Source organism: Rhodoferax sp. MLSD5-FHT05B10 (genome assembly GCF_058793415.1).
The window spans coordinates 273,138-285,152 of the sequence record NZ_JBXAFT010000002.1 but is presented as its reverse complement, the minus strand read 5'-3'; the positions used below and the strand labels follow the sequence as shown (position 1 = coordinate 285,152).

At 66.2% G+C, this 12,015-nt stretch carries 10 protein-coding genes; 6 read left to right on the top strand and 4 right to left on the bottom strand.

Annotated elements, in window-relative coordinates; all coding sequences use genetic code 11:
- Positions 1 to 2 precede the first annotated feature (2 nt).
- Together ubiV and ubiU are read right to left on the bottom strand one after the other, a co-directional pair.
- Positions 3 to 914, bottom strand: a complete 912-nt coding sequence (ubiV, locus tag AC1Q5W_RS03980; protein WP_492643752.1) for a ubiquinone anaerobic biosynthesis protein UbiV — start codon at positions 912 to 914, stop codon at positions 3 to 5.
- Between the two features lie 14 nt (positions 915 to 928).
- Positions 929 to 1,963: a ubiquinone anaerobic biosynthesis protein UbiU gene (gene ubiU, locus AC1Q5W_RS03975; RefSeq protein ID WP_492643753.1), complete on the bottom strand. Its 1,035-nt coding sequence runs from the start codon at positions 1,961 to 1,963 to the stop codon at positions 929 to 931.
- 269 nt (positions 1,964 to 2,232) lie between these two features.
- On the opposite strand from ubiU, the gene AC1Q5W_RS03970 reads away from it, so the two are divergent.
- The 6 genes from AC1Q5W_RS03970 to AC1Q5W_RS03945 are packed head-to-tail and all read left to right on the top strand — an operon-like array spanning position 2,233 to position 9,669.
- Positions 2,233 to 2,919 (top strand): TetR/AcrR family transcriptional regulator, encoded by a 687-nt coding sequence (locus AC1Q5W_RS03970; protein ID WP_492643754.1) that lies wholly within the window; start codon positions 2,233 to 2,235, stop codon positions 2,917 to 2,919.
- Entirely contained in the window at positions 2,916 to 4,049 is a 1,134-nt protein-coding gene (locus AC1Q5W_RS03965; RefSeq protein ID WP_492643755.1) for an efflux RND transporter periplasmic adaptor subunit, read from the top strand. Before AC1Q5W_RS03970 ends, AC1Q5W_RS03965 begins: the two co-directional genes overlap by 4 nt.
- A 3-nt stretch (positions 4,050 to 4,052) precedes the next feature.
- Complete coding sequence (locus tag AC1Q5W_RS03960) at positions 4,053 to 7,205, top strand: efflux RND transporter permease subunit (protein WP_492643756.1); 3,153 nt, start codon at positions 4,053 to 4,055, stop codon at positions 7,203 to 7,205.
- A gap of 42 nt (positions 7,206 to 7,247) precedes the next feature.
- A complete protein-coding gene (locus tag AC1Q5W_RS03955; RefSeq protein ID WP_492643757.1) occupies positions 7,248 to 7,901 on the top strand; it encodes a protein-L-isoaspartate O-methyltransferase family protein in 654 nt (217 codons plus the stop codon).
- 18 nt (positions 7,902 to 7,919) lie between these two features.
- A complete protein-coding gene (locus tag AC1Q5W_RS03950; protein WP_492643758.1) occupies positions 7,920 to 8,261 on the top strand; it encodes a rhodanese-like domain-containing protein in 342 nt (113 codons plus the stop codon).
- Between the two features lie 55 nt (positions 8,262 to 8,316).
- The gene (locus tag AC1Q5W_RS03945; RefSeq protein WP_492643759.1) at positions 8,317 to 9,669 is read left to right on the top strand and encodes a TolC family outer membrane protein; all 1,353 of its coding nucleotides are present in this window, start codon (positions 8,317 to 8,319) and stop codon (positions 9,667 to 9,669) included.
- On the opposite strand, the gene AC1Q5W_RS03940 is transcribed toward AC1Q5W_RS03945, so the two are convergent.
- Together AC1Q5W_RS03940 and waaC are read right to left on the bottom strand one after the other, a co-directional pair.
- Positions 9,658 to 10,980 (bottom strand): 3-deoxy-D-manno-octulosonic acid transferase, encoded by a 1,323-nt coding sequence (locus AC1Q5W_RS03940; protein ID WP_492646119.1) that lies wholly within the window; start codon positions 10,978 to 10,980, stop codon positions 9,658 to 9,660. The genes AC1Q5W_RS03945 and AC1Q5W_RS03940 overlap by 12 nt on opposite strands.
- Positions 10,977 to 12,005 (bottom strand): lipopolysaccharide heptosyltransferase I, encoded by a 1,029-nt coding sequence (waaC, locus tag AC1Q5W_RS03935; RefSeq protein WP_492704077.1) that lies wholly within the window; start codon positions 12,003 to 12,005, stop codon positions 10,977 to 10,979. Before waaC ends, AC1Q5W_RS03940 begins: the two co-directional genes overlap by 4 nt.
- Positions 12,006 to 12,015 lie beyond the last annotated feature (10 nt).

The window sequence follows — 12,015 nt, the reverse complement described above, 5'->3', positions numbered from 1 at the left end:
GATCAGGCTGCGACTGCCTGCGCCGCCGATGCGACCTGGTCCAGCCCCGGCTGGCCATGCCAATAGCCGTTGCATCCCTGGTCGGGCATGAGCGGCTGCATGCTTTGCAGCGCCGCCTGGGGCGCCAGCGTCTGCTTGCGCACCGCGTCGAACACGGCCACCACCTCGGCCATGTTTTCCGACTGCGGACTCAGGCGTACCACGTCCACGCCCAGGGTGCGCATGTCGTCCAGCGCGTCCACCAAGTTGTAGACCTTGGCCGACTGGGTTTGCGTGCCGTTGAGCACCAGGAAACCGGACTGCTCGCGCGTTTTCAGCAGCAGGCCATCGGGGTTCGCAATGCAGCTGAAGCGGCAATCGTCCTTGGGCAGGTTGTGGTGCCGCGCCGTGAAGCAGCGTGCCGAAAAGGCCAGCGGCATGCGCCCGTAGGCAAACACCTCGGTCTGCAGCCCGGCAGGCAGGCCCTGCTGCATCACGGCCAGATCGGTGCGCTTCATCTCCAGCGGCATGACCCAGCGCGTGGCCCCCAGCGAAGCCATCCATTGCAGCGACGGCAGGTTGTAGAGGTTGAGGTGCGGACCGGCCACAAACGGCACCTTGCCCACCAGGCTCTGCACGGCGCCCATGTCATTGGCTTCGACCAGAAAGTCGCCATTGCTGGCGATCTTGTGCATGGTGCCGACCTCGGCCCCCGACTCCAGCAACACCTGGGTAGACAGGACGACTTCCTTGCCCGCCGCGCGCAGTCGCTTGGCAATGTCCAGCCAGTCCGACAGACGCAGCTCGTGGCGGCGCGAGCACACGGTCTCGCCCAGGTACACCACATCGACCGCCGTGCTGGCCATGGCGTCGTAAAAACTGAAGATGGCCTCGCGCTGCCAGTAGTACAGCAAAGGGCCCAAAGCGATTTTCATGGTGCGGGATTCCATTATTTCCAGGGGCGGTGGTAGGCACCCAGCGTATGTTGCTGGCCTTCGGCAACGTTGTCCAGATTGTTCATCCAGACCGGCTTGGGTGCGTAGCGGTGCGGATTGGCCACACAGTGGTCAATGGCTTCACGCCAGACCTTGGTGACCTGCGCCACATAGGCAGGGCTGCGCTGGCGTCCCTCGATCTTGATGGCGCGCACGCCCATCTTCATGAGCTGGGGCAGCAGCTCCAGCGTGTTGAGGCTGGTGGGCTCTTCGATGGCGTAGTAATTCTCGTCGTTCCCCACGTCAAAGCGTCCTTTGCACAAGGTGGGGTAGCCGGCGTTCTCGCCGTCGGCGTAGCGGTCGATCAGCACCCCGTTCAGGCGCGACTCCAGCCCCTTGGGGGTTTCCTGCCAGCGCACGGCCTTGGGTGGCGAGCACACACCGTGGGTGTTGGGCGACTCGCCGGTGACATAGCTGGACAGGGCGCAACGCCCCTCCACCATCACGCACAGGCTGCCAAAGCCGAACACTTCAATCTCCACCGGTGTCTTTTCGATCACCTGCTGAACCTGCGTGAGCGAGAGCACGCGCGGCAGCACCGCGCGCACCACGCCAAACTGCTCGCGGTAGAAGTTGATGGCGTCGAAATTGGTGGCCGAGCCCTGCACCGACAAGTGCAGGCGCAGCTGCGGGTGGCGCGCCACGGCGTACTGCATGAGGCCCGGGTCCGCCAGGATGACGGCGTTCACGCCCAGATCCACCGCCTTGTCCAGCGCGGTGCGCCAGGGCTCGGGATTGGAGGCCTGCGGGTAGGTATTGAGCGCCATGAAGACTTTGCAGCCCCGGTCATGGGCGTAGCGGATGCCATTGGCAATGGCCGCCTCGTCGAAGTTGAGGCCGGCAAAGTTGCGCGCATTGGTCGCGTCGCGCAGACCGAGGTAGACGCAGTTGGCGCCGTTGTCCACGGCGGCTTTCAGGGCCGGCAGGCTACCGGCCGGACATACCAGCTCCATGGGAGCCGTATCAGCAAGGGGGGTTGAAGGTTCCATGCGGGTGTGGGGGTTGAAGCGGGTCCCAAAAAGGGACCCTTGGCACTGGGCGGAACGATACGCCGACGCCCGACGCCGGGTGTTGATCCTGGTCAACGAAGAATCAGAATGCCAGACAAAATCAGTCGGACAATCAAGCGATGACCAGGGATCGCCAGATCCGCACGCTTTTGGTCCCCGCCCCCCTCTGCCTTTTGGCAGCCTCGCCGCCCGCGCTTGACCCTGGATGGCCCCCACAGTACACTAATAACCAACCAGTCATTAACTTCATGACCTCTTCCTGCCCCATTTGCGAGATTGCCGCCACCGTGCGGGCCAAGCGTGAGCGCCGCAAGGAGGCACGCCCGGGGGAATTGCTGGCCGCAGCACTGGAACTGTTCGTCGAAAAGGGCTTCGCCGCCACCCGCGTCGAAGAGGTTGCCAAACGGGCGGGGGTATCCAAGGGCACGCTCTTCCTCTATTTTTCCAGCAAGGAAGAGCTGTTCAAGGCCGTGGTGCGCGAGAACATTTCCGGACGCTTTGACGAATGGAACGCCCAGTTTGCCCATTTTGAAGGCAGTTCGGCCGATATGCTGCGTTACGGCATCCAGGTCTGGTGGGAACGCATTGGCGCGACCAAGGCCGCGGGCATCACCAAGCTGATGCTCAGCGAGGCCCGCAATTTCCCGGAGCTGACCAGCTTCTACCAGCACGAAGTCATTCAACCGGGCACCGACCTGATCCAGCGCGTCCTGCAGCGCGGCGTGGACCGCGGCGAGTTCCGCCCCATCGACATCCGTTACGGCGCCTACACCCTGCTGGCACCCATGCTGTTTCTGGCCATGGCCAGTTACAGTGCGCTCAACCCGCAACTTGATCCGAAACAGTACATTGCCGTGCAGGTTGAAACCATACTCTACGGGTTGAGCAGCCAACCGGCGAGCCCTCCCCCAACCCAGGAACCCCGAACATCATGAAACGTTGGTTGAAATGGATCGTCGTCGGCGTGGTCGTCGCGCTGCTGGCCGCAGGCGTGCTGCGCGCCCTGTCAGCCCGCAAGGCCCAGAAGGCGGCGCTTGAGGCCCAACAGGTGGCACAGAAGGCACAAGCCACCGTGGAGCTCACGCCCGCCGATCTGCTGGTGGTCAAGACCCTGGATCTGGCGCAGGGCCTGGCCATCTCCGGTCCCCTCAAGGCCGTGAATTCCGCGGTGGTGAAAGCCCGCGTGGCCGGCGAGCTGCAGGGCTTGACGCTGCGCGAAGGCGACGTGGTGAAAGCCGGCCAGATCATCGCCCGTGTGGACTCCACCGAGTTCCAGGCCCGGGTGCGCCAGGCACAGCAGCAGGCCGAGGCCGCCAAGGCCCAGGTCGACATCGCCAAACGCAGTTTTGACAACAACAGCTCGCTGGTGGACAAGGGTTTCATTTCGAAGACGGCACTGGAATCGTCGCTGGCCACGCTCGCGGGCGCTGAGGCCAGCTACCGGGCCGCACAGGCCGGTGCGGACGTCGCTGCCAAATCACTGGACGACACGGTGCTGCGGGCACCCATTTCCGGCCAGATCGCCCAGCGCCTCGCCCAGCCGGGCGAGCGCGTGGCGGTGGATGCGCGCATTGTGGAGATCGTCGACCTCAGCCGCCTGGAGCTGGAAGCCAGCCTGAGCGCCACCGAATCGCTGGGCGTGCAGGTGGGCCAGACCGCACAGCTGACCGTGGAAGGTGCGACCAAGCCACTGACCGCCAAGGTCGTGCGCGTGAATCCCAGCGCTGTGGCCGGCAGCCGCGCCGTGCTGGCCTACCTTGTCATGGAGCCCGCCCCCGGCTTGCGCCAGGGCCTGTTTGCCCAGGGCACCCTGGGCACCGGCACCACACACACCCTGGCGGTTCCCCTGACGGCCGTACGCACCGACAAGCCGCAACCGTACGTGCAGGTTCTCAGCAACGGGCAGGTGGTGCACCAGACGGTCACGCTCGGCCCGCGTGGCGAAGCGGACGGCCAGAGCATGGTCGGCATCGAGGGCGTGGCCGAAGGCGCCACCGTGCTCAGTGGCAGCGTGGGCAGCATCCGCGCGGGCACCGTGGCCAAACTGCCGGCAAGCGCCAAGTAAGCCATGTGGTTCACCCGCGTCAGCCTTCAAAATCCGGTCTTTGCCACCATGGTCATGCTGGCCCTGGTGGTGCTGGGCTTCTTCTCCCTGCAACGCCTGCAGGTTGACCAGTTCCCCAACGTGGACTTCCCGGTGGTAGTGGTCATTGCCGACTACCCCGGCGCCTCGCCCGAGATCGTGGAGAGCGAGGTGTCCAAGAAAATCGAGGAAGGTGTCAACTCCATTGCTGGCATCAACGCCCTGACTTCGCGCAGCTACGAAGGCCAGTCGGTAGTGGTGATCGAATTTGGACTGCACATCGACGGGCGCAAGGCCGCCGACGACGTACGCGAGAAGGTGGCAGCCGTGCGGCCCAACCTGCGCACCGAAGTCAAGGAGCCCCGGGTGCTGCGTTTCGACCCGGCGGCGCGCGCCATCTGGTCCGTGGCGGTACTGCCCGACAACAGCGCTCCGGCAGACAAGCGCATGAGCGCCGTGGAACTCACCAACTGGGCCGAGCAGACCTTCAAGAAACGGCTGGAAAACGTGCGCGGTGTCGGCTCGGTCACCCTGGTGGGGGGAACCCTGCGCGAAATCAATGTGTACCTGAACCCCCAGGCCCTGGAGGCCTTCGGCGTCACGCCCGACCAGGTGGTCGCGGCCGTGCGCAACGAGAACCAGGACGTGCCGGTGGGCACCATCCACTCCAGCGAGCAGGAACGCGTCATCCAGATCCAGGCGCGCATGCAGCGCCCCGAGGACTTCGGCAAGATCATCGTGGCCCGCAAGAATGGCGCCCCCGTGCGGGTGGACCAGCTGGCGCGGGTGGTGGACGGCGCCCAGGAGATCGAGAACCTGGCCCTGTACAACGGGCAGCGCACGCTGCTCCTCAACGTCCAGAAATCACAGGACGAAAACACCATTGCCGTGGTGGACGCCCTGCAAAAAACGCTGGCGGAGATGAAGAAGCAGCTGCCCCCCGGCGTGAAGCTGGAGCAGATCACCGACGGTTCGCGCCAGATCCGCGTGTCGGTCGACAACGTGCGCCAGACGCTGATCGAAGGCGCGGCACTGACGGTGCTCATCGTGTTCCTGTTCCTGAACTCGTGGCGCTCCACCGTCATCACGGGCCTGACCCTGCCCATCGCGCTGATCGGCACCTTCTTCTTCATGAACCTGTTCGGCTTCACCATCAACATGATCACGCTCATGGCGCTCTCCCTGTGCGTGGGCCTGCTGATCGACGATGCCATCGTGGTGCGCGAAAACATCGTGCGCCACGTGCAGATGGGCAAGACGCCCTACCAGGCCTCGCTGGACGGCACGCAGGAAATCGGCCTGGCCGTGCTGGCCACCACGCTGTCCATCGTGGCGGTGTTCATGCCCATCGGCTTCATGGGCGGCATCATCGGCAAGTTCTTCCACGAGTTCGGCATCACCATTGTGGCGGCCGTGCTGATCTCGATGTTCGTCAGCTTCACGCTGGACCCCATGATGTCTTCCATCTGGCATGACCCCAGCATCGAGGCCCACGGCCATCGCCACGCTCCGGTCACGCTGTACGACAAGACCATTGGCCGCGTCACGGGCTGGTTCGACCACGCCACCGACTGGCTGGCCGACGCCTACCAGAGCATCCTGCGCTGGGCTCTGGTCCACAAGCTGGCCACGGTAGGACTGGCGCTGGGCATTTTCGTGGGCAGCATCTTCATGGTGCCACTGCTGGGAACCGAGTTCGTGCCCAAGGCCGATTTCTCGGAAACCATGCTGAACTTCAACACGCCGGTGGGCTCTTCGCTGGAAGTCACCGAGGCAAAGGCACGCCAGGTGGAGGCCATCGTCCGCGAGTTCCCCGAGGTGCGCTACACCCTGACGACCATCAACACCGGCAGCGTCAACGGCAAGATCTACGCCAGCATCTACATCCGCATGGTGGACCGCAAGAACCGCAGCTTCAGCGTCGACACCATGTCGACCATCCTGCGCCAGCGGCTCCAGCGGGTGCCGGGCATCACCGTCACCCACGTGGGCCTGCTGGACTCGGTGGGCGGGCAGAAGCAGATCCTGTTTTCCATCCAGGGGGCTGACACCGCCGAACTGGAGCGCCTGACCCAGCTGGCAATGGCCAAGATCCGCAACATCCCCGGCCTGGTCGATCTGGACTCCAGCGCCAAGCCCAACAAGCCCACGCTGGACGTGGTGGTCAAGCGCGACATCGCGTCAGACCTGGGCCTGAGCGTTGCACAGGTGGGCTCGGCCCTGCGCACCCTGGTGGCAGGCCAGACCGTCAGCAACTGGCGCGCGCCGGACGACCAGACCTACGACGTCAACGTCCGCCTGTCACCGCAAACCCGCGACAACCCGCGGGATCTGGACCTGCTGCCCTTCACCGTGGGCAGCAATGCCGATGGCAGCCCGCGTATCGTGCGGCTCAACCAGGTGGCCGAGGTGCGGGAATCCACCGGCCCCAACCAGATCAACCGGCGCGACCTGATGCGCGAAGTGGCCATCAGCGGCAACGTGTCGGGCCGCTCCGCCGGCGAGGTGTCGGCCGACATCACCGCAGCCATGGACACCATCGCCATGCCGCCGGGTTACGGCTACAAGTTCAGCGGCTCCACCAAGGACATGGCCGAGGCGTTTGGCTACGCCATCTCGGCGCTGGCGCTGGCCGTGGTCTTCATCTACATGATTCTGGCCAGCCAGTTCAAGAGCTTCCTGCAGCCGCTGGCCCTCATGACCGCCCTGCCCCTGACGCTGATCGGCGTGGTGCTGGCCCTGATGATGTTCAATTCCACCCTGTCCATGTTCTCGATCATCGGAGTGGTGATGCTGATGGGCCTGGTGACCAAGAACGCCATTTTGCTGGTGGACTTTGCCATCCGCGCCCAGGAAGACGGCATGGAGCGCAGCGCCGCCCTGCTGATGGCGGCCAAGGTGCGGCTGCGCCCCATCCTGATGACCACGCTGGCCATGATCTTCGGCATGCTGCCGCTGGCACTGGCGCTGTCGGAAGGGGCGGAAATGCGCGCGCCCATGGGACAGGCCGTCATCGGCGGCGTCATCACCTCGTCCCTGCTGACACTGGTGGTGGTGCCCGTGGTGTATTGCTACATGGATGATCTGGCGCAATGGGTGCGCCGCCTCTGGAGCGGTTCAAAAAACCCTTCCCGGTAAAATTTACGATAATCGGCTAACATACCCCATGGAGTATAGAAAATGAACCTCGAAAAAGCCCGCTTCAACATGATTGAGCAGCAAGTCCGCCCCTGGAACGTGCTGGATGCCTCGGTGCTGGAACTGCTCACGGTCGTGAAGCGGGAAGACTTCGTGCCGCTGGCCCACAAGAGCCTGGCTTTCTCCGATCTCGAAATTCCCCTGCCGGGCGGCCAGTGCATGCTGGCGCCGCGCCTGGAAGCCCGCCTGCTGCAGGACCTGGCCGTCCAGCCCCACGAGACCGTGCTGGAAATCGGTGCAGGGTCCGGCTACATGGCCGCCCTGCTGGCGCACCGGGCACACCGCGTGGTGTCGCTGGAAATCGTGCCGGAGCTGGCCAAGATGGCCCGTGACAACCTGCGCAACGCCGGCGTCCAGAACGCCGAGGTCCGCTTGGCCGACGGGGCCGACCCCGTGCCCGCCGAAGGCAGCTACGACGTCATCCTGCTCAGCGGCTCCGTGGCCGAAGTGCCCCACACCCTGCTGTCGTTGCTGAAAGTCGGCGGCCGCCTGGCTGCCATCGTGGGCGAGGAGCCGGTCATGCGCGCCACCTTCGTGACCCGCACCAGCGACACCGCCTTCCGTACCGTGCAGAGCTGGGACACCTGTGCCCCCCGCCTGCAAAACTTCCCGGAGCCTTCGCGCTTCCAGTTCTGAGCCAACCCTGAGTACCCCATGATCACCCAAGTCCGTCCCCGTGAACTGGCCCAATGGCTGCAAAGCGTACGTCCCCATGGCGAGCCCGTGGTGCTGGACGTGCGCGAGCCGTACGAACTGCAGATGGCCAGCGTCACGCCGGACGGCTTCACCATGGTGAGCATTCCCATGGGTGTCATTCCGCCACGCCTGTCGGAACTGGATCCCCAACGCCCTATTGCCTGCCTCTGCCACCACGGCGGACGCAGCATGCAGGTGGCCCATTTCCTGGAGAGCCGTGGCTTCGCGCACGTTGCCAACATTGCGGGCGGCATCAATGCCTGGTCCGCAGAGCTCGACCCTTCCATCGCACGCTATTGATTGACCCCTGTTGATCACCTGCAACCCTTTGTTTACGAGCCTGAGAAAGACCACCATGCCACGCCAACGCCCTCTTCCCCCATTGCGCCTGCTTCCCCTGCTCCTGGCCCTGGGTGCCTCCGTGTCGCTGCCGGTGCAGGCGCAAAGCCTGGTCGACCTGTACGACGCCGCGCGCAGCTACGACGCCACCTACCAGTCCGCCAAGTCGCAATATGACGCCACCCTGGCCAAGGCTGCGCAGGCCAAAGCAGCCATCCTGCCCACAGCGGGTCTGACGGCCTCGGCCAGCCAGATCAACCAGGACACCCAGCTGCCCACGGCGGCGGCCAAGAACTACAACTACACGGCTCAGACCACCACCCTCGCGGTGTCGCAGCCTCTGTACCGCCCCGCCAACTGGGCCACCTACGAGCAAGGCAACAAGAGCGTCGAACTAGCGCAGGCCCAGCTGACGGCCGCCGAACAGGACCTGATCGTGCGCGTCAGCCAGACGTACTTTGACGTGCTTGCGTCCAGCGACAGCCTGGCGTTTGTCAAGAGCCAGAAGGCCGCTGTGGCCGAGCAGCTGGCGTCCGCCAAGCGCAATTTTGAAGTGGGCACCTCCACCATCACCGACACCCGCGAAGCCCAGGCCCGCTTTGACCTGGTCGTTGCCCAGGAACTGGCGGCGGAAAACGACCTGCGCGTCAAGTCCCTGGCCCTGGACCAGCTGGTGGGCCAGCCCCATACCAGCCCCAAACCCCTGCGTGCACCGCTGGTGCTGGCCGAGTTGCAGCCGGCCGAGGTCGAGCAATGGGTCATCCAATCCCAGGACAACCAGCCCAGCATCCGCCAGGCCGCCCTGGCACTGGACGTAGCCAAGCTGGAAACCAGCAAGGCCGAAGCCGGCCACAAGCCCACCCTGGACCTGACCGGCAGCTACACCGTCGCCCAGACGCAGGACGGCACCTCCTCGCTACCCGGTACAAGCACCCGGGGCAACCAGGCCGCCGTGGGCGTGACCTTTACCCTGCCCTTGTTTGCCGGCTTCTCCACCCAGAACCGCGTCAAGGAAACCCTGGCGCTGGAAGAGAAGGCCCGCGCCGACCTGGAAACCGCCCGCCGCGGAGTGGCACAGGGCACGCGGACTGCGTTCTTTGGCGTGCAATCGGGCCAGGCCCAGGTGAAGGCCCTGGAAGCCGCCGAGGCCTCCAGCCAGAGCGCACTCGACGCCAACAAGCTAGGCTACCAAGTGGGCGTGCGCATCAACATCGATGTGCTCAACGCCCAGAGCCAGCTGTTTGACACCAAAGCCAAGCTGGCCAAGGCCCGCTACGACGTGCTGGTGGGTGGCCTGAAACTGCGCCAAGCCAGCGGCGTCCTCGCCGCCTCCGACCTGCAGCCCATCAACAGCCAGCTAGCCCCGTAACAGGTCCCGCACCGCCTCGGCGGTGCGCTGCGCGGCCCCCCGGTGGGCCTGGGTCAGCGCACTGGCGGCAGCACGGGCCTGCTGCAGCGCAGCCGGCGCCTGCAGCAAGGCCAAGGCCCGGTCCACCGCCCGCGGCAGGTCGGGCTGCTCGAAAGCAACGCCGGCCGCCTGCGCCAGTTCTGCCGCCTGCGCGAAATTGAAGGTGTGCGGCCCCATCACCACCGGACAGCCGCAGGCAGCCGCCTCAATCAGGTTCTGGCCACCCAGCGGCGCAAAACTGCCGCCCAGCAAGGCCACGTCCGCCAGGGCAAAGTACTGCGCCATTTCGCCCAGCGAATCCCCCAGCCAGATATCGGCCGCCACGGGCTGCTGCGCCCAGCTGCTGCGGCGAGACACCGTAAAGCCTTGCGCTTCGCACAGGCGGGCCACTTCCTCGAAACGCTGCGGATGGCGGGGCACGATCAGCCACTGCACGCCGCTTGCTACCGTATTGATAGCTGTCTGCGCAGTATCCACGGCGGTTTGCGAGCGCATTTGCTTCAATTTTTCCAGCAGCAGCGCCTCTTCGCCCTCGCGCGAGCTGGCAAACAGCACCACCGGCGCGGCCCGCGCCGCACGCCAGGCACGCCCCTGCGCGAGTTGGGCGGCATCGGGCGTGGCGTCGAACTTGAAGTTCCCCAGCACCCCCTGCACGGGTGCGCCCAGCTGCTGCAGGCGCGCCGCGTCGTCGGCGGACAGGGCCCACACGGCCCGCAGCCCCCCATACGCCGGCCGCGACAACCAGGCCAGGCGCAGGGCCTGGCGCAACGACTTGTCGCTCAGGCGTGCATTGACCAGACACAGCGGGATGCCAGCCTGCGCGCAAGCCGCCACCATGTTGGGCCAGACCTCGGTTTCCACCAGCAGCCCCACGCGGGGCCGGAAATGCGCCAGGAAGCGCGCCACGGCGCCCGGTGTGTCCCAAGGCTGCCAGACCTGCACGTCGCCAGGCTGCAGCAGCGCGCGCCCCTGGGCGCGGCCGGTAGCAGTGCCATGCGTGAGCAGCAGACGCATGCCCGGCAGCGCCAGGCGCAGCTGCGCCACCAGCACGGCGGCCGCCCGCGTCTCCCCCAGCGAGACGGCGTGGACCCAGACGAAGAACGACGCCGTGCCGGGAAGGGTGGTCTGCTCGGAATCGGGCGCGGCGTAGTAGCCAAAGCGCTCCTCGATGGCGTGGCCGTATTCGGGCTCCGCCCGCGCGCGCCGGCGCAGCTTGCGCCGCACCAGCGGCTGCAGCAACTGCATCACCCCGGAGTACACCCCGCGCATCATGGGCTCTGCACCGGTGGCGCCACGCTTTCCCAGGCGCGCCACACCGCGTCCACGGCGGGCTGGGGTGTGGCAAAGACGCTGACCTGGCGGGGCAGGTCCGCAGGGGCCCCGTTTTGTGGGCCGGTGCGCCAGGCTGTATCGAAGTTGTAGATCTGCACGTGCGGTAGGTCCAGCGCCACGGCAATGTGGCTCAGGCCGCTGTCCACGCCCACCACGCCGGCACAGCCGGCCATGGTGTCCACCAGGGCGTCCAGTCCCATGGAGGGCCAGACCCAGGCATCGTCCAGTGCCGCGGCAATGGCCTGGCTGGTGGCCTGCTCGGCGGCGTTGCCGTGCGCCAGCGCCACGGAAAAACCGCTGCCGTTCAGGCGCCGGCCCAGCTCCACCCACGACGCCACGGGCCACTGCTTGTCGGCCCGCGAACTGCCGTGCACCAGGGCCACGCAGGGCCTGCGCGCTGCCGGTGCGTTGGCGCCGCCACCCGCAGGCGCCGGTGCGGCAAGGCCACCGGGTTGCAGACCGAAAACCGCCGGCCCCGCCACCGTGTAACCCAGGGCCGCCGCGCACAGCAGGCGGGAGCGCTGCACCGCATGCACATGCGGCTCCAGTGCAATGGGCACATCGGCTACCCAGCGGGCTGGCGCTTCAAAACTGGAGCCATCGGTCTGGTTGGCCAGGCCGAAGCGGTGCCCCTGCGGCGCGGTGCGCGCCAGCCAGGACACCAGGGCCGACTTGGTCAGGCCCTGCAAATCGATCACCGCGTCGTAGGCCTCGCGCCGCAGCGCGGTCTTGAAGGTGCGCCACTCGGCGCGGGTCTGCGACGCCAGCGGCGCCTTGCGCCAACGGCGCAGGTCGCAGGTGATGACCCGCGCCACGCCGTGGCAGCGCGCCACCAGCGGCGCAAAGGCGCTCTCCACCACCCAGTCCACCTGGACTCCCGGCACGGCGCGCAGCAGGTCCTGCACGGCAGGCATGGCGTGCACCACATCCCCCAGCGAGGACAGCTTGACGACCAGAACCTTCACCGCGGCAGCC

Bases quoted from the DNA above. Each gene is read 5' to 3' on its own strand.
- AC1Q5W_RS03955 (WP_492643757.1), top strand. From the start codon at position 7,248: ATGAACCTCGAAAAAGCCCGCTTCAACATGATTGAGCAGCAAGTCCGC.
- AC1Q5W_RS03970 (WP_492643754.1), top strand. From the start codon at position 2,233: ATGACCTCTTCCTGCCCCATTTGCGAGATTGCCGCCACCGTGCGGGCC.
- AC1Q5W_RS03945 (WP_492643759.1), top strand. From the start codon at position 8,317: ATGCCACGCCAACGCCCTCTTCCCCCATTGCGCCTGCTTCCCCTGCTC.
- AC1Q5W_RS03940 (WP_492646119.1), bottom strand. From the start codon at position 10,980: ATGATGCGCGGGGTGTACTCCGGGGTGATGCAGTTGCTGCAGCCGCTG.
- ubiV (WP_492643752.1), bottom strand. From the start codon at position 914: ATGAAAATCGCTTTGGGCCCTTTGCTGTACTACTGGCAGCGCGAGGCC.
- AC1Q5W_RS03950 (WP_492643758.1), top strand. From the start codon at position 7,920: ATGATCACCCAAGTCCGTCCCCGTGAACTGGCCCAATGGCTGCAAAGC.
- AC1Q5W_RS03965 (WP_492643755.1), top strand. From the start codon at position 2,916: ATGAAACGTTGGTTGAAATGGATCGTCGTCGGCGTGGTCGTCGCGCTG.
- AC1Q5W_RS03960 (WP_492643756.1), top strand. From the start codon at position 4,053: ATGTGGTTCACCCGCGTCAGCCTTCAAAATCCGGTCTTTGCCACCATG.
- ubiU (WP_492643753.1), bottom strand. From the start codon at position 1,963: ATGGAACCTTCAACCCCCCTTGCTGATACGGCTCCCATGGAGCTGGTA.